This window comes from Caldicellulosiruptor morganii, from assembly GCF_026810225.1.
Classification (GTDB): Bacteria; Bacillota; Thermoanaerobacteria; order Caldicellulosiruptorales; family Caldicellulosiruptoraceae; genus Caldicellulosiruptor; species Caldicellulosiruptor morganii.
On record NZ_CP113865.1, the window covers coordinates 2,340,863 to 2,357,720 of the forward strand.

The following is a 16,858-nucleotide window of genomic DNA, read 5'->3' on the forward strand; positions in this document are numbered from 1 at the left end:
CATTTTAATATAATAAGTTTACACAAAGGGGCAAAGAAATGTCGAACACAAAAAGCGCATACACAACAAGGATGATAATTCTATCTGCCTTATTTGCAGCAATTGTGGCTGTTTGTGCACAGATCTCAATTCCAATTGGTCCTGTGCCATTTACATTGCAGGTTCTGGCAATCTTCTTATCAAGCCTTGTTCTGCCACCAAGGTATGCATTTTTAAGTCTTTTAGTATATGACCTTCTGGGTGCTGTTGGCATCCCAGTGTTTGCAAACTTCTCGGGCGGGCTTTCAAAGTTTGTGGGACCAACAGGCGGATATCTTCTGGCATTCCCAGTTGCTGCATTTTTGACAAGCTACATTAATCAGAAAAAGCCTATCAAAAACGATATTGTAAACACAGCCTTTGCCCTTATTTCAGGGCTTGTTCTGATTTACACAGCCGGTTTTTTGTTTCTGGCAGCCGCAGCACACCTAACACTTAAAAAAGCATTCCTTGTGGGTGTTGCACCGTTTATAATCCCTGATATTATCAAGCTTGCAGTTGCGTATCTTTTAGCTTCCTTCTTAAAAAGTCGTAAAGTGCTGAATATCGCATAGCTTCTTTCTGGTTTGCTATCATGTACTGCAGGGCGCTTTTTTTGCCCACCAGCACAACAAGCTCTTTTGCGCGCGTGACTGCTGTGTACAAAAGGTTTCTTGTCATCAAAATTGGGTAGGTCTCAACAACCGGCATTACAATGCACCTGAACTCAGAGCCCTGCGATTTGTGAACAGTCATGGCATACGAAAGCTCTAAGTCATCAAGAAGCGAAAAGTCATAAAACACAAGCTTGTCATCATCAAATACAATCTCCATAACACCCTCTGCCCTGTCAATGTCTTTTATAACCCCTATGTCACCGTTAAATATTCCTGTTGAGACCCTGCCCTTCTCATCACCTTCTATAACTGTATATTCAAGCGAGTAGTTGTTCTTCACCTGCATAACCCTGTCGCCAACTCTGAATGTGTTCTCTTTATAGACAAACTCCTTTTTTGAAGCCCCGGCAGGATTTAAATACTGCTGAAGCACCCTGTTTATATTGTACATACCAACAATCCCTTTTTTGGACGGACATAAAACCTGAATATCTCTCAGGGGGTCGGCTGAAAGGTAAGATGGAAGCTTTTTTGTCACAAGCTCGACAACTGTCTTCAGTATGTCCTGCTGTGAATCTTTCTGGATGAAATAAAAATCACTGTCTTTCTGAAGGTGAGGAAATTCGCCATTGTTTATCCTGTGAGCGTTCAGAACAATGAAGCTGTTTTCACTCTGCCTGTAAACCTCGGTAAGCCTCACATACGGCACAACATCGCTTCTTATAAGGTCTTTGAGTATGTTCCCTGCTCCAACCGAAGGCAGCTGGTCCTTGTCACCAACAAGAATAAGCCTTGTTGTGTCTTTTGTGGCAGCAAGAAGATAGTTCATGATGAAACTATCAACCATGCTTGTCTCATCAACTATGATAACATCGCACCTGAGGGGATTACCCGGTCCTCTCTGGAACACAACCTGAGAATCTGTGACGGTCATCTCCAGAAGTCTGTGGATGGTCTTTGCCTCTTTCTGGCATGCAGCCTGCATCCTCTTTGCCGCCCTGCCTGTTGGCGCGCACAGAAAAACCTTTTTACCCTCCTGCTCAAATATGTCAATTATACACTTTATAATTGTGGTTTTCCCTGTGCCGGGTCCACCTGTTATTATGCTCACACCTTCTGTCAAAGCCATCTTTATTGCCTTTCTCTGGTTGTTCGAAAATGCTATGTTGTTTCTCTTTTCAAATTCAGAAATCTTTTCATCTATATCAGCAATATCCTCATAAGTTCTCAGCATAGAGAATATCCTGTCAGCAATGAATTTTTCACATTCGTAAAATCCAAAAAGAAAAACCATCTCCACTCCATCTATTGTATCAATCACAACCCTTTTTACTCTCTCAAGATCTAAAAGTGCCTCTTCTGTCTTTTCTTTTTCTATTTCAAGTGCCTTTGAAACAAGCAATACAAGCTTTTCTCTGGGAAGGCATGTATGCCCTTCGCTGCTGCTTCCTGTGTTCAAAATATTTATAATTTTTGCCTGAATTCTTCTTGCATCTTCCAGACCAATGCCCATATCAAGTGCCATTCTGTCCACCTTTTTAAAGTCAAGCTCGGGAAATACATCCAGCAGAAAATATGGATTTTCATTCAAAAGCCCGAGCGCCGAAAACCCGTACAGTTTAAAAAGTCTCATAGCATGATTCTGCGATAGCCCGTACTGAGAAAACACTGTCATAATGTCTTTCAAAAACTTCTGGAATGCAAACATATTCTTTATTCTTTCAACCTTTTCGGGTGTCATTCCACGGATAGAAAGAAGTCTCTCCGGTTCCTGCTGCAAAACTCTTATGGTGTCATCTCCAAAGGTATCAACAATCTTCTTTGCAGTCTTTTTGCCTATGCCCTTTATCACTCCGGATGAAAGATACATGTAAATCTCATCCTTCGTCTCTGGCAAAAGCTTTTCAAGATATGAAACTTTTAGCTGCTGCCCATAAACAGGGTGGACATAAAACTCTCCGTATATCTTCACCTTTTCGCCAATTGCAATATCCGGAACAATTCCAACAGCTGTAAAAACCTCTTCATCGCAGAGAACTTCAAACACTGTGTAGTTGTTCTCAAGGTTTTTGTAAATAATATCACTTACCATTCCTTTTATATCCTGAAGCATCTTTTGAGCTTTTATCCTCTCTTTTTCAATAGAATTGCTACATTATATATTACTCCAAATTGGTTTGATTCTCAAGAAAGTAACCGGTAGCATCCTCTTTACAAAATTATAGCACCATGCCTTTTTTAAACTCTTCCAGAGCCATGGTGCTGTGACTTTTTTGATTTTTACTTAAACTTAAAAATATTTTCAACATCACATTCTTCTTTTATGGTGCACATTCCTTTTGCCCACATGGAAGAAAGATAGTCACTTATAATCGTTGCGGCTGTGATTCTCCTTTTGAAATATTTTGCAGAACCAAAACACTTTAAAACTGCGCCGCACCTGAACAAAATCTCAAAGCCCTCTTTCTTTTCATCTATTTTAAAAATCTGTGTAAGGTTTACATACCCGAAGATTGGGTCTGTTGAAACCCTTGCTTTTCTTGTCTTCACAGGGATAAATGTTGCATCCGGAAGGACAATGGGAAGCAGATTCTTTTGCCCAACCTTCTTTGAAATTATTCTCTTTATGCTGACAGGGTCAATTGCATACATTGAATACAGCTTTTTGACAAAGCTTCTGATTGATATGGTGCAAACTTTTTTCTGTCCATCCAAAAGCAAAATTACAACTCCATCTCCATTTTCAAGATACTCAGGAATAAAATATATGATATCTTTTGGAATGCTGTCCATATCAAAAACACCATCCTTTTCTCACAATCCAGTTTTTACAACTTTGTATTTATTATATCGAACTAATGTTTGTATGTCAATTGCTTTTAATTTGCATTATCTTCTCGGAAAGTTTATCTATTGTATCAGAGAGCTTGTCAATCTTGCTTTCAAACCTTGTCAGAAGATATATGCAAAGCACAATGGGAAACCCTATATTGGCTATGTTTGTAATAATCTCCTGCATTTGTTCCACCTCCTTTTTAAATGGCATTATATTATGTACACAATTTTAAGAATATCAGGGCTGTCTTCTTGCTGGGGAAATTGGCAAAAAGACAGCCCCTTTTGCACTATCCGATTATCTGGTTGACATTTCTGTCAATAACCCTTGCCGAAACCTTTTCAACAATTGGGCTTGAGGTTGAAAAAATATTCTTCTGGATTATCAGATTCATCACACTGTCAACCTCCTGTGCTGTCAAATTGCTCTTTGGGTCAGGAATTGAAAGCCTGAATGTCTTTCCATTCTGAAGCCTGAATGTCAAAACCAAAGTAAGCACCTTAAAGCTCACCTCCTTTCTACTTTTAAAAAAGTTTTCACAAAAGAGTTTTAAAAACCTCAAAACCATCAATAAACAAGTTCAAAGTTGCTCTGCCTAACAATTGTGTAAAGTGGCTTTGACTGAAGGCCTGCTATAGCCCGGGCAACCTGATAAACATCAAGATCCTGCGCATCTGGCTTGATGTCATAGGAAAGTGTTTTGACCTTGATTCTGCCGGTTGAAGTTGTTCCATTTTGAAGCTTAATCAAAAGGTTGCCTGTCAATGGATTTGCCGCCATCCTCTTTTCACCTCCTTTCTACAGCTTCTATTTTAACCGGCACAGGCTATACAATCAAAAATTATACGAATGTTTGTTTGTATCATCTGAGTGAGATTTGCTATCAAATCAAAATCGGATGATTTCAAATCGCAGCTGGATGTGAATAAATCTCAGAAAAACTTAAAATAATATTTTTTTGAAACCCATCATGCAGGAGGTTTGAAGATGAATCTCAAAGAAAAGCGAACAAAAGAATATCAGGATATGGTAAAAGCCAGTGAGCCAGGAACAAATATTTTGAAAAACTGCATATTTGCTTTTTTAACAGGTGGAATTATTTGCGACATCGGACAGGCTTTTTTAAATATCTATTCAACGTACCTTCCAAAAGATGAGACACAGACACTCACATCAATTACAATGATTTTTCTCGGGGCTTTTCTGACAGGAATTGGGGTATATGATAAAATAGGCAGGTTTGCGGGTGCAGGCAGCATTGTTCCAATCACCGGGTTTGCAAATTCCATTGTATCGCCTGCTGTTGAGTATAAAAAGGAAGGGTTTGTGTTTGGAGTTGGCAGCAAGATGTTTTTGATTGCGGGCCCTGTGCTGGTCTATGGAATATCCACATCAATAATTATCGGGCTTATTTACTACTTTGTAAAAATCTTCCCTGCCATTTAGCCAACCTCAAAAGCTTGAACTTAAAAATCCAGGCAAAAAGGAGGAAAAGCCGGCTTGAAAAAGCTTGGAAAAGCTACTTTTAGGTTTGAAAATCTTCCTGTTATCTCTGACTGCTTCACTGTGGTTGGCAAAAAGGAATCAGAAGGTCCGCTTGGAATCTTCTTTGACATGGCCATTGAAGATGAATATGCCGGGCAAAAATCCTGGACTATGGTATAAAAGACCCGAACAACATGGGCGCGTGCATGGCACCCGCTGCGTTTGACACAATCACAACCCATCTTGAGGATACAAAAAGAGATTTTTCTTATTATGATGTAATTGTCACGGGTGATCTGGGGTATGTGGGAAGAAAACTTCTTGAGGATCTTTTCAAAAAAGAAGGGAAGTACCTGCCATTTGAACTTTTGGACTGCGGAATTCTGATGTTCGACTCAAAAACGCAGGATACAGGATCCGGTGCAAGCGGATGTGCAGCCTCTGCGTGCGTATTTGGTGGATATTTCTACAGGCTCATGCTGCAAAAAACTTTTAAAAGAATCCTCATTGTGCTAACCGGGGCGCTTTTGTCAGCTTCAACAGTTCAGCTTGGTGAAAGCATTCCGGTTATCGCCCATGCACTTTCAGTTGAAATAGAGTAACTTTCAAAAAAACACTTTCAGGAGGTTTCGTTGTCAAAATGGACTATCTAATGGCGTTTTTAACTGGCGGGCTTATCTGTGTTATCGGTCAAATCCTGATTGACAGGACAAAACTGACTTCAGCAAGGATACTTGTGCTTTTTGTAACCCTTGGCGCAATCCTGCAGGGTCTTGGACTTTACCAGAAGCTTGTTGATATAGCCGGTGCCGGTGCAACAGTGTCTCTCCCAGGCTTTGGTTACTCTCTGGCAAAAGGGGCTATTGAAGAGGTTAAAAAAATCGGGCTTGCCGGTGCATTCACAGGGGGAGTATCAAAAACAGCCGGCGGCATTTCTGCAGCTGTGTTTTTCGGGTATATAATTGCTCTTATCTTTAACCCGAGGAGCAAATGATATTTAAAGCAAATTAATTTTTTTTGCTATGTACACAAACAGCACGCCACCCTTGACAAAAACAATTTTTAAGTTTATGCTCAAACTGTAGAAACAGGCTTTTAAATTCTGTGAGGTGAAAAGGTGGATGAAAGCTCTGGTTGTGCTCTCGGGTGGTATGGATTCAACCACACTTTTGTATGATGTCAAAAGCAAAGGCTATGAAACATACGCTATAAGCTTTGATTACGGTCAAAAACACTCAAAAGAGCTTGAGTTTGCAAAAAAGACATGTGATCTTTTAAAAGTGCCCCACAAAATTGTTGACATATCCTTTTTTGCAAAATTAGCACCATCTGCCCTAACTCTGGCAAACTGGCAGATACCCGAAGGATATTACACAGATGAGAATATGAAGCAAACAGTTGTGCCAAACCGCAACATGGTGCTATTAAGTATTGCAACAGCGTATGCTATCTCAATCAGAGCGCAAAAGCTCTTTTACGGTGCACACGCTGGCGATCATCCGATATATCCTGACTGCAGAAAGGAATTTGTTGAGGCTATGAAAAGTGCAATTGCTCTCTGTGATTATCACACTGTTGAGCTTGAAGCTCCTTACATTGACCTGAAAAAAGAGGATATTTTAAAAATTGGACTAAAGCTTGGTGTGGACTTTTCTCTTACATGGTCATGTTACAAAGGCGGCGAAAAGGCATGCGGAAAATGCGGCACATGCACAGAGCGAATAGAAGCTTTTAAAAAGCTGGGGATAAAAGACCCCATCGAATACGAAATTGAAATTGACTGGAACTGATATAAAAAGGGCTGACCTCAAGTTTTTTGTCAAAACCGGTCAGCCCTTTTTTGTTTCTATCAACTTTACTTTTACTGCAAATACCTCAAAGGATTCTGTGGCACTCCATATTTTCTCACTTCAAAGTGAAGGTGCGGACCTGTGCTTCTACCGGTTGAACCACTTTTTGCAATCAGCTGCCCCTTTGCCACTTTTTGCCCCGGTGCAACAAGTATGCTGCTGAGGTGCCCATAGTATGTCTGATATCCATTCTGGTGGTTTATAACAATGAGCTTGCCATAGCTACCCGACCAGCCTGCAAACTCAACAACACCGCCATCTGCTGCATACACATTTGAACCCCAGGGCACTGCAAGGTCAATTCCATTGTGAAACTCTCTGCCCCTGTAGCCAAATCTTGATGTGAGAGTTCCCCATACAGGGTATGAAAATCTGCCTGTTGCAAAGTAAGCAGGCGGCTTTTTGGTGCCCTGAACAACTATCCTCTCAACCGGCTTTTGAATAATCTGCTGGGATAGAATCTCCCTGTCATATTCAAGCCCGTTCATGTATACAATCCTGGCACGAATCTTTGCCCTGCCATCCCTACCCTCCTGCTTCACAATGCTCTGGGTAGTGTAGTATCTATCCGACTTTACAATCTTAACTTCCTTTGGCAGCACATCTTCATACTCTATTTCTTTTTCAAGCATAACATTTATAAGCGGAGTAGCCTTTGTAAGTCTTATTTTCTGCCCCGGCATAATCTTTTCTGAAAGTCCCGGGTTTGACGCAAATATGTCATCCACAGAAAGATTGTATTTTCGTGCAAGTTCCCAAAGGGTATCTCCTTCTTTGATAGTATACTCCATTACCTGGTCTTTCCCAAACATAATCCTGGTAAAGGCGCTTTCTTCATCGGCAACTTTCATATCTGGTGATACATAAACTGGCTTTATTTCAACCTTTTCTTTAAATTTTGCCTGACCTGCTTTGCTGCCATAATAAAGACTTTTTAACCTTTCAAGAATCCTGCCCGGCAGACTGGAGTCTTCAAAAACAAAATATGGCTTTGAATCAACAAAAAGTGCATATCTTTTCACAAGCACCTTTCCTTTTTCTAAAATAGCGTTTTTCAGAATATCTATACTTGTTTCTCTATACTCACCCGGCTCAATAGCTTTTAATTGAAGCTGGTTTTGCAGGATAAAGCTGTTTGTTTTGTGCTTTTGCTGGACTTCCTTTGCTATCCTATCAAGAAGGTTTTGCGCCTCAGATTTATCCTTCACATACCCCACAACCTGGTTGTTCAGCACAACCGCATACGCTTTCTTGTATGCCGGTGGCATTCTGGTAATCAAAAAAAGCGTTAATATCATTAAAATCATTGTCCCAAAAATCTTTGTCTTCAGCAAAATCTCGGGAAAGTTTGGTGCATTTTTTATATACCTCAGCCCGAATAAAATCCTGTATACTTCAGAAATAACATTTTCTTTTGCAACCAAAAGTTTTTTCTTAAAACCACTTTGAAAACTTCTAAGAATACTTTTTTCAAATTTAACCCACTTTGATAATCTATGTAAATTTACTTTATCTTTCTTTAAATCACTGCCACAGCTTTTTTTGGCTTTTTCCACTTCTCCGGTCTTCTTTTCTCCCTGACGCATGGAAGTTTTGCTGAGCTTCTTTGTCTCTTTTTTATCAAAGCTTTTATTATGCACATTGCTGCTTTTGGGAACAAATCGGGCTTTTTCTTCCCTTGTTATTATGGCTGTGGCACTGTGGCTGCTTTTTTTACTGTGCCCCGCCACAAAAACACCCCCTTGCAAAAACAAAAAGGGTATTAATGATACCCTTATATAATTTATATTATGTTGAGTATGCAAAACACTATACCTTAATTTTAATTTACATTGGTTGATATGTCAAAGGCAAATATTGTTTTGATTTTGAATAGATGCAGAGACATTTATCTTAAGTTTAAACACAATTCGTCAATAGCTGTCGAAATATGTCGAATTTTAAGATATTGCGAACCAATTAATATTTACAGTTTTTTCTTTCTTCTTGTTACAATTATTTTACTCTACTAATTAGATAGCTGTACTTTTAAAAATTTTAAAATGCGCAGAAACTCAGGAGTAATCTAATATATTCACATTAAACCTGCACAAGCTATACTTTGATGTCTCACAATATATTGTAAAAAGAATTAAAAAATGCTTGACATAAAATTGAAACTATGGTACAATAGCATCGTAAGAAAAATGTCGAAATTTGTTGAAAGGAGGCAAATAAAAAATGAAGTCAACAGGTATTGTGAGAAAGGTTGACGAGCTTGGCAGAATAGTTCTTCCAATTGAGCTCAGAAGAACACTTGACATTGCAGAAAAGGATGCTCTGGAGATTTTTGTTGAGGACGACAAGATAATCCTCAGAAAGTATGAACCGGCTTGCATCTTCTGCGGCAATGCAAAAGATGTTGTTTACTACAAGGGCAAAAATATCTGCAAAGACTGCTTGGAAGAGCTTAAAAAGAACTAATTTGGCAGGATAAAACAATATACACTGTTAAAAAAGGGTAGAGCTTTCGAAAGTCAGGCTCTACCCTTTATTCTTTATTGTAAAAATCTTCAAGTTCAAGTGAAGCTTTATAAACAATATTTTTGGCAACCTTCAGCTCTTCTGCCACCAACTTTACAGCCTCTTTTCTGGTAAGTCCCTGTGCTATTTTTTCGCAAAGCTTATTTTTTATAAATTCCATATCATATTTATTTTTATCTTGCTGGCTTTCCTCCTCAAATCCCCTTACAACAATTACATATTCACCTTTGGGAGGATTTTTCTTAAAAAACTCTATTGCCTCACCTATTGTAGTTATCATCACACTTTCGTGTATTTTTGTAATCTCTTTTACAATGCTAATTTCCCTTTCCTCTCCAAACACCTCTGCCATCTGCAAAAGTGTATCCAAAAGCTTGTGAGGTGCCTCGTAAAATATTATGGTTCTCTTTTCAAATTTTAAGCTTTCAAGCTTTTCTCTTTTTGCTCTTTTATTTTTGGGCAAAAAGCCTTCAAAGATAAAATTCTGGGTGTTCTGTCCTGATATTACCAGTGCACAAACAAAGGCACACGCACCGGGTATTACCGTAACATCAATCCCTTCTTTTATACATCTTCTGACAAGCTCATACCCCGGGTCTGAGATAAGGGGCATTCCCGCATCGGATACTAAGGCAATCTTTTTTCCATTTTTGAGCTCTTTTATTAACATATCTTCCCTTTCTCTTAAGCTGAATTCATGGTAGGAAACAAGCTTTTTTTTAATCCCAAAATGGTTTAAAAGCTTTACTGTAACCCTTGTATCCTCACAGGCTATAAAATCCACAAGATTCAGTGTATCCAGTGCTCTTTTTGAAATATCATCAAGATTTCCAATTGGCGTTGCCACTATGAAAAGTTTTCCGCACAAAGTTTTCTCACTCCGAATCCTCATTTTTGATTTCACCATAATATTCCATTTCATCAATAAAAAGTGGCCTGTCAACCTTTAATGTGCACTGCTTGCCTTTTTTTGCCTCAATCAAAACAAGTGAAGACTCCTTTTCTTTATTCTGGTGTACAAATCGTATCAAGCTCGGTTCTAACTTGTAATACCTGAGATAATAAAGAGCATCAGTAAGTCTGTCACTTCTGTAAACCATATAGAACCTGCCGCCAAATTTTAAAATCTGCATGGCACTTTTTATAACATCTTCAATTGTGCACATAATCTCATGCCTTGCAATTGCCTTTTTGATGTTTGGATTTATTGTGCCGCTATTTACCTTTCTGTAAGGCGGATTTGTAAAAACAACATTTGCAAATTCCGAACCAAAGATTTTTAGCGCATCTTTTAAGTCTGCATTTATTATCTCTATTCTGTCCTGAAGGTTATTTATATTCCTGTTGAGAATAGCAAGTTCACATACCTCTTTCTGGATCTCCAGCGCATAAAGTTTTTTAAACCTTTTGTTTTTTGCCCATAGCAAAATTGGAATTATCAAATTCCCCGTCCCAAATTCTACAACTATGTCATTTTTCTTAAGCTGAATAAAGTCGCTGAGCACAACCGCATCTGTCCCGTACAGGAAAAAATCTGTATCCTGATATATAGAATAGTTACCTATCTTAAGATTTTCCTTCCTGAGCATACTCTTACCTCTTTGCACTTAAAGCTTATATTATTTAATTTTTTTAAATTCCAATAAACAGTGTTGTCTTTTTCTGCAAATGCATTATAATATATTATAGTGTTCTTGAAACTATTTGACAATGTCAAAGAGGAGATCTGTTATGAAGATATGTATTGTAGACGATGCCCAGTTTATCAGGCAGATTTTGAAAGATATCTTCACTTCCATGGGACATCAGGTTGTGGCAGAGTACTCTTCTGCTTCTGAATTAATTGAAAATGTCGAAGATCTGGAGCCTGACATTGTCACGCTTGATATCACAATGCCTGATATGGATGGACTTACCGCAACCAGAATTCTAAAAAATATACTTCCGGATGTTAAAGTCATTATAATTTCTGCAATTTCTCAGCCAGATATTGAAAAAGAAGCTAAAAAATATGGGGCATACGAATTTGTGCGAAAGCCTTTTTCCAGGTTTGTGATAGAAAGTATAATAAAACAAATTGAAGATGAAGAAAATAGCAAAAACGGGGCTGTGCTTTAGCCCCGTTTTGTGTTAAATAAACTTTACTTTCAAAATGCCCTTAAAAATACAGATCTCTCTGTCCGTTTTTTATCATCTCAAGCCTTTTTTCGGTTTCTTTTCTCATCTTCTCATCTTTGATTTCAAGAAGGCTTCTGTAAATAAGATCTCTTCCTATCTGCTTTGTCTTTTCAGATCCATAGTCTTCTAAATATTCCATAAATGTCAATAGCGCATTTGGCGTGCAAAAGTCCTGAATATCGCCTGTCTTTGCATACTGCATAAAAAGATCCCCTGTTCTTCCTTTTCTGTAGCAGGCAGTACAGTAGCTTGGAATATAGCCAGACTCACACAAAGTTCTTATAACCTCATCAGGGCTTCTTCTGTCCTCAACCTCAAACTGTGCAAGGTCTTTTTCTAAGTCTCCGGTTGATTTTCCTTCATATTCAAGCGTGTAGCCACCAACACCGGTGCAGGACCCGGCGCTGATTTGTGATATACCAAGGTCAATCACCTCTTCTCTAAAACCCGGTCTTTCTCTTGTAGACAGAATCATGCCGGTGTAGGGCACAGCAAGCCGAATTATTGCAACAATCTTTTTGAACTCATCATCAGATACCAGATATGGATATTTTTCTTTTGTCACATCAACACCCTCGGCAGGGCGAATTCGCGGAACAGAGATTGTGTGCGGTCCCACTCCAAACCTCTCCTCTAAATGCCTGGCATGCAAAATCAATCCTACAACCTCAAACCTGTAGTCATAAAGTCCAAACAAAACCCCAAGCCCGACATCGTCAATGCCTGCCTGCATAGCCCTGTCCATTGCCATTGCATGCCAGTCATAGTCAGACTTTGGACCTTCAGGGTGCATGTATTCATAGGTTGGGCGGTGATATGTCTCCTGGAAAAGCACATACGTGCCAATTTTTGCATCTTTTAGCATTCTGTACTCTTCAACTGTTGTTGCCGCAATGTTGACATTCACTCTTCTTATATTGCCTTTTTCCCTGTAGACAGAATATATGGTATTTATGGCATCTATTACGTACTCAATTGGAGTTTCTTTTGGGTCCTCGCCAAGTTCAAGAGCAATCCTTTTGTGCCCGAGAGACTCTATTATCTCAACTTCTTTTCGTATCTCATCCATTGTGAGTTTTCTTCTTTTCATTCTGGTGTTTGACCTGTGATAGCCACAGTAGCGGCAGTTGTTTACACAAAAGTTGCTGATGTAAAGCGGGGCAAAAAGGACAATTCTTTTGCCATAGATTCTCTCTTTTACCTTTTTTGCAGCTTTGAATAGTTTTTCTAAAAGATGCTCATCTTCTATATAAAGGAGGGTGGCAACCTCCTCGGGTTCAAGCCCATTTAACTTTAAAGCTTTTTCTATTATATCTTCTGCCCTGTGCTGATTTTGCCTACCCTTTTCAAGGATTTCAAATACCATATCATCATTGATAAAATCTGCTCTTTCCCACTCATCTTTTCTAAACATCTCAAAACCACACTCCAATCTTTATTTTGTAAGAGCACTTTTTACCTTCACACCGCTCAAAGCTCCAAGCTTTCCTGTCAGCGCACCAATATCATCTGTTGTCCCATCCACAATCAGAGAAATCACACACAGCCCTCTTTCTTTATACGGTATACCCATCCTGCCAACAATGATATCACCATAATCACTCAGGATTTTATTGAGCTTCTCTGCCACATCTTTTCTGTTTTCAACAACAATCCCAATAACACCAATTCTCCTTTCCAATTTACTTCACCGTTCCTTTTCAAAAAATAAATCCACCTCTCCTGACCTTTTCAATCAAAAGAGGTGGACATAGCCTTCCTTTTTAGCATCAAACCAATAACCCCCTCCCTATCAGGCTGCAATGCCCTCTAAGTCAGGATCAAATATTCTGTTTGTTAATATTATAACATACTTTCGAAACTTTTTAAAGCTACCTGAAAAATTTTTTCTTCATCCTGATTTCATTAAAACAAAGCAGAAAAATGATGTATAATATAATAAACATATTTCTTTTTTAAACAAACATGCTTCTACACAAAAAAAGGAGCTGATTTTTAATGATACTTCTTTTTTTCCTTGTATGCTTAGCTTCAGGATTTATTCTTTTTTCAAAGACTTTCCTCGAACCTTCTCAAAACAAGCTTGATAAATTTAGCCGAAAAATTTCTGTTATCATTCCTGCTCGAAATGAAGAGAAGAATCTGCCTATTCTCCTAAAAAGCCTTTTGAATCAAACAGTAGTTCCTGATGAAATAATAGTTGTAGATGATTTTTCTGAGGACAATACCCCGGGGATTGCCAGAGAATTTGGTGTTAAACTGATAAAAAACCCTCCTCTGCCCTCCGGCTGGACAGGTAAAAACTGGGCTTTATGGAATGGATATTTGCACTCAACAGGCGATGTTCTGATATTTATGGATGCTGATGTGAGACTATCTGAAGATGGCATAGAAAGAATTTTGAAGACACTTTTTCTATCCGGTGGAGCAATCTCGGTTATACCATACCACACAACTGAGCAATTTTATGAAAAGCTGTGTTTAATTGTAAATATCCTGGGTGTTTTTGCTTTTATGTCACCGTATGAGAGAAAAAGCTCAAGCAAAGGAATGTACGGCTCATGCATAGCAGTTTTCAGAAAAGATTATGAAAAAGTTGGCGGGCACAGAAGCATATATGAAAGCATAACCGATGATCTTAGCCTTGGAAAGCTGTTTTGCGAAAATGGTGTAAAAGTAGAAAACTTTTTGGGATATGGCAGCGTTTCATTTAGAATGTACCCAAATGGGATGAAAAGCCAGCTTGAAGGAATCGCGAAAAGTGCTGCTTTGAGCATGCAGCAGCTGCAAAAAAAGACCATTTTTCTGATTGCTCTGTGGGTTTTTGGGCTTGTCATAACAGGTTTTCTAACACCTGTATTGCTATTTTCACATCATCCTCTGGCAAAGCAGTTTTTGCTGGGCTATATTTTTTATGTTATTCAAATACTATACTTGCAGCTATACATAGGAAATTTTGGCTTTGTACTTCCTTTATTTTTCTTTATTCCCACTGCATATTTTTTGCTTATGATTCTGTATTCATTCTATCAGGTCAAATTCATTGGAAGCATATACTGGAAGGGAAGACAAATAAAGGTAGGTGATAAGTAAATGCTTGTAGCAATCACTCTTTTGGAATTCTTTTGTGGATCTTTGATGTTTTCTTACTGGCTTGGAAGGCTTGTAAAAAAGGATATAACAGCAGTTGGCGATGGTAATCCGGGTGCGTTTAACCTCATACTCTTGGCCGGTTTTAAAATTGGGCTTTTAGGAGTATTTCTCGACTTTGCAAAAGGATATTTTCCTCTTGTGTACTTTATTGAAAAAGGGTATCTTCCAAAGTCTTACATAATTCCTGCTGCAATTGCCCCAATTCTGGGTCATGCATTTTCACCCTTTTTGAAATTCAAAGGAGGAAAATCCATCGCAACCACATTTGGAGTTTGGAGTGCAGCAACCAAATTCAGAGTATCCTTTTTCTATGCAATTGTTCTGGCACTTCTTTTCGTAATTGCCAAAAAACTTAAACACGGAGGTTCTACAACAACCGAAGAAGATGCTTTCATGGTGGTGCTTGGCTTCTTGCCTGTGGGGGCTTATCTTTATCTTTTTGACTTTTCTGCATACCTTCTGGCACTCTGGTTTTTAAACTTAATGGTAATGATTTATAAGAATAAAGAAAAGCTTTCTGCATTTTACTTTACTATTGTAAACAAAGAACATGAACTGAAAAAATAATCTATTAATTTCCATAAGTATATTTTATTGTTATTTTTCTTCTGAAAATGTTTATTTTATTACTTTAAGAGGTTGATTGAACTTAGAAAAAAGCATCCTGTCATTGTGTATGGAGATATTCAGATGTTTTATGAAAATGATGAAAAGATTTTTGCATACACAAGGAATTATGAAGCTGAGAGGCTGCTTGTCGTCATGAATTTCTCTGAAGAAGAAAGTGAGTTTTTAGCACCAAATGAAATATTTACTCAAAAACCTCGGCTTTTAATTTCTAACTATGAAGTGGATGACAGTATTCAAGAAAAAATTGTTTTAAAACCATATGAAGCAAGGGTATATATAGTATAAAAGAACCTTTTGATGAGGGCTGTTTCAGAAAATAGTAAAAGTATTAAAATGGCAGCCCTTTTTAGTTTTATAAAAGATTTATCTTGACAAATTGCAATATTGAAAATATAATAAAATTGTAATTAGTTCAATTTTAAATTTGGTTCAAGGGGGAAGCAAAGATTTCTGATTTAACATTTTTAAAAAAGCAATTGGAGCAAAAGGGAATTAAACCTTCGTTTATAAGGCTAAAAATCTATCAATATTTGGTAGAGCACAAAACTCATCCAACAGCCGACGAAGTCTACAATAGCCTGCTTTCTGAAATCCCCACACTTTCAAAAACATCTGTATACAATACTTTAAGTTTATTTGTCTCAAAAGGTCTTGCTCAGATTATCACAATTGAAGAGAACATTGCACGCTTTGATGCTGATACGTCGGTGCACGGGCATTTTAAGTGCAAAACCTGTGGCAAAGTTTATGATTTTTTAATAAAATCAGACTCTATTTACTCTTCGCTTTCTCCTGAATTTGTTGTTGATGAGGTTTACGTCTACTATAAGGGCACCTGCCCTTATTGTAAAAATAAAAACAATTAAATTGTGGGAGGTTGATTTTTGAAATGAAGGATTTGAAGGGAACACAGACAGAAAAAAACCTGTGGGCAGCATTTGCAGGTGAGTCCCAGGCAAGAAACAAGTATACCTACTTTGCATCACAGGCAAGAAAAGAAGGATATGAGCAGATTGCAGCAATCTTCGAAGAGACAGCTGAAAATGAAAAAGAGCATGCAAAGCTATTTTTCAAATTCCTAAATGGAATTGGAAACACTCAAGAAAACTTAAAGGCTGCTGCAGAAGGCGAACACTATGAATGGTCTGAGATGTACAAAGAGTTTGCAAAGGTTGCAAGAGAAGAAGGCTTTGATGAGATAGCCCTTGCTTTTGAGTTTGTTGCAAAGGTTGAAGAAAAGCATGAGGAAAGATACAGAAAGCTTCTTGAAAATGTTGAAAATGGCAAGGTATTTGTAAAAGATGACGTGGTTGTCTGGAAGTGCAGAAATTGTGGTTATGTACATGTGGGAAAAGAAGCACCAAAGGTATGCCCAACCTGCAAACATCCACAGTCATTCTTTGAGATTAGAGCTGAGAACTACTGATTTCAAATTTATGAAGAAAAACATAAGGCTGCTACTAGTGTTGATATGTGGCAGCCTTAATTTTTGCAGTAAAATAACTTAAATGATTAATTGTTTAGTGTTATAATTAGGTTGTGAAAAAGAATACTTTCTTATCTGAAAA

23 protein-coding genes are annotated in these 16,858 nt (G+C 38.1%); 13 read left to right on the forward strand and 10 right to left on the reverse strand.

Annotated features, from left to right (window positions below; translation table 11 throughout):
- Nucleotides 1–38: 38 nt before the first annotated feature.
- Nucleotides 39–593, forward strand: coding sequence for a biotin transporter BioY (locus tag OTK00_RS11425; protein WP_045168727.1), 555 nt, complete (start codon nt 39–41; stop codon nt 591–593).
- Here the strand turns inward: OTK00_RS11425 and recD2 are convergent.
- The 5 genes from recD2 to OTK00_RS11450 form a co-directional block, all read right to left on the reverse strand.
- Entirely contained in the window at nt 526–2,748 is a 2,223-nt protein-coding gene (gene recD2 / locus OTK00_RS11430) for an SF1B family DNA helicase RecD2 (RefSeq protein WP_045168726.1), read from the reverse strand. The two genes, OTK00_RS11425 and recD2, sit on opposite strands and share 68 nt — an antisense overlap.
- Nucleotides 2,749–2,915: 167 nt before the next feature.
- The gene (locus OTK00_RS11435; protein WP_045168725.1) at nt 2,916–3,428 is read right to left on the reverse strand and encodes a hypothetical protein; all 513 of its coding nucleotides are present in this window, start codon (nt 3,426–3,428) and stop codon (nt 2,916–2,918) included.
- Between the two features lie 76 nt (nt 3,429–3,504).
- Entirely contained in the window at nt 3,505–3,654 is a 150-nt protein-coding gene (locus tag OTK00_RS11440; RefSeq protein WP_082054589.1) for a YvrJ family protein, read from the reverse strand.
- Nucleotides 3,655–3,760: 106 nt separating this feature from the next.
- Nucleotides 3,761–3,970 carry a DUF2922 domain-containing protein gene (locus OTK00_RS11445; RefSeq protein WP_045168724.1) on the reverse strand — a complete coding sequence of 70 codons (210 nt, stop codon included), beginning with the start codon at nt 3,968–3,970 and terminating at the stop codon, nt 3,761–3,763.
- Nucleotides 3,971–4,038: 68 nt separating this feature from the next.
- On the reverse strand, nt 4,039–4,251 hold the full coding sequence (locus OTK00_RS11450; protein WP_045168723.1) for a DUF1659 domain-containing protein: 213 nt from the start codon (nt 4,249–4,251) through the stop codon (nt 4,039–4,041).
- 207 nt (nt 4,252–4,458) lie between these two features.
- Between OTK00_RS11450 and spoVAC the strand changes: the two genes are divergently transcribed.
- The 5 genes from spoVAC to queC all read left to right on the forward strand — a co-directional run bounded on the left by spoVAC (nt 4,459) and on the right by queC (nt 6,746).
- Nucleotides 4,459–4,917, forward strand: coding sequence for a stage V sporulation protein AC (gene spoVAC / locus OTK00_RS11455; protein ID WP_045168722.1), 459 nt, complete (start codon nt 4,459–4,461; stop codon nt 4,915–4,917).
- A gap of 54 nt (nt 4,918–4,971) precedes the next feature.
- On the forward strand, nt 4,972–5,136 hold the full coding sequence (locus tag OTK00_RS11460) for a hypothetical protein (RefSeq protein ID WP_241765436.1): 165 nt from the start codon (nt 4,972–4,974) through the stop codon (nt 5,134–5,136).
- 14 nt (nt 5,137–5,150) lie between these two features.
- Entirely contained in the window at nt 5,151–5,558 is a 408-nt protein-coding gene (locus OTK00_RS11465) for a beta-ketoacyl-[acyl-carrier-protein] synthase family protein (RefSeq protein WP_052670807.1), read from the forward strand.
- A 38-nt stretch (nt 5,559–5,596) separates the two neighbouring features.
- Entirely contained in the window at nt 5,597–5,950 is a 354-nt protein-coding gene (spoVAE, locus tag OTK00_RS11470) for a stage V sporulation protein AE (protein ID WP_045168721.1), read from the forward strand.
- Between the two features lie 127 nt (nt 5,951–6,077).
- Nucleotides 6,078–6,746, forward strand: a complete 669-nt coding sequence (gene queC, locus OTK00_RS11475) for a 7-cyano-7-deazaguanine synthase QueC (protein ID WP_045168720.1) — start codon at nt 6,078–6,080, stop codon at nt 6,744–6,746.
- Between the two features lie 71 nt (nt 6,747–6,817).
- On the opposite strand, the gene OTK00_RS11480 is transcribed toward queC, so the two are convergent.
- Nucleotides 6,818–8,536, reverse strand: coding sequence for a peptidoglycan DD-metalloendopeptidase family protein (locus OTK00_RS11480; RefSeq protein WP_045168719.1), 1,719 nt, complete (start codon nt 8,534–8,536; stop codon nt 6,818–6,820).
- Nucleotides 8,537–9,026: 490 nt separating this feature from the next.
- Between OTK00_RS11480 and OTK00_RS11485 the strand changes: the two genes are divergently transcribed.
- Nucleotides 9,027–9,269 (forward strand): AbrB/MazE/SpoVT family DNA-binding domain-containing protein, encoded by a 243-nt coding sequence (locus OTK00_RS11485; RefSeq protein ID WP_045168718.1) that lies wholly within the window; start codon nt 9,027–9,029, stop codon nt 9,267–9,269.
- 67 nt (nt 9,270–9,336) lie between these two features.
- Here the strand turns inward: OTK00_RS11485 and rsmI are convergent, their stop codons facing one another.
- On the reverse strand, nt 9,337–10,197 hold the full coding sequence (rsmI, locus tag OTK00_RS11490; protein ID WP_045170058.1) for a 16S rRNA (cytidine(1402)-2'-O)-methyltransferase: 861 nt from the start codon (nt 10,195–10,197) through the stop codon (nt 9,337–9,339).
- Nucleotides 10,198–10,204: 7 nt separating this feature from the next.
- Nucleotides 10,205–10,918, reverse strand: a complete 714-nt coding sequence (locus OTK00_RS11495) for a tRNA1(Val) (adenine(37)-N6)-methyltransferase (RefSeq protein WP_045168717.1) — start codon at nt 10,916–10,918, stop codon at nt 10,205–10,207.
- 142 nt (nt 10,919–11,060) lie between these two features.
- On the opposite strand from OTK00_RS11495, the gene OTK00_RS11500 reads away from it, so the two are divergent.
- A complete protein-coding gene (locus OTK00_RS11500) occupies nt 11,061–11,447 on the forward strand; it encodes a response regulator (protein WP_045168716.1) in 387 nt (128 codons plus the stop codon).
- 40 nt (nt 11,448–11,487) lie between these two features.
- On the opposite strand, the gene hydG is transcribed toward OTK00_RS11500, so the two are convergent.
- On the reverse strand, nt 11,488–12,921 hold the full coding sequence (hydG, locus tag OTK00_RS11505; RefSeq protein ID WP_045168715.1) for a [FeFe] hydrogenase H-cluster radical SAM maturase HydG: 1,434 nt from the start codon (nt 12,919–12,921) through the stop codon (nt 11,488–11,490).
- 21 nt (nt 12,922–12,942) lie between these two features.
- A complete protein-coding gene (locus OTK00_RS11510) occupies nt 12,943–13,188 on the reverse strand; it encodes a TM1266 family iron-only hydrogenase system putative regulator (protein WP_045168714.1) in 246 nt (81 codons plus the stop codon).
- A gap of 317 nt (nt 13,189–13,505) precedes the next feature.
- Between OTK00_RS11510 and OTK00_RS11515 the strand changes: the two genes are divergently transcribed.
- The 5 genes from OTK00_RS11515 (at nt 13,506) to rbr (ending at nt 16,716) form a co-directional block, all read left to right on the forward strand.
- On the forward strand, nt 13,506–14,600 hold the full coding sequence (locus tag OTK00_RS11515) for a glycosyltransferase (RefSeq protein ID WP_045168713.1): 1,095 nt from the start codon (nt 13,506–13,508) through the stop codon (nt 14,598–14,600).
- Entirely contained in the window at nt 14,601–15,227 is a 627-nt protein-coding gene (locus OTK00_RS11520) for a glycerol-3-phosphate acyltransferase (protein WP_045168712.1), read from the forward strand.
- Nucleotides 15,228–15,299: 72 nt separating this feature from the next.
- Complete coding sequence (locus OTK00_RS11525; protein WP_045168711.1) at nt 15,300–15,575, forward strand: alpha-glucosidase C-terminal domain-containing protein; 276 nt, start codon at nt 15,300–15,302, stop codon at nt 15,573–15,575.
- Between the two features lie 161 nt (nt 15,576–15,736).
- Nucleotides 15,737–16,156 carry a Fur family transcriptional regulator gene (locus OTK00_RS11530; protein WP_045168710.1) on the forward strand — a complete coding sequence of 140 codons (420 nt, stop codon included), beginning with the start codon at nt 15,737–15,739 and terminating at the stop codon, nt 16,154–16,156.
- A gap of 23 nt (nt 16,157–16,179) precedes the next feature.
- Nucleotides 16,180–16,716: a rubrerythrin gene (rbr, locus tag OTK00_RS11535; protein WP_045168709.1), complete on the forward strand. Its 537-nt coding sequence runs from the start codon at nt 16,180–16,182 to the stop codon at nt 16,714–16,716.
- Nucleotides 16,717–16,858: the final 142 nt, after the last annotated feature.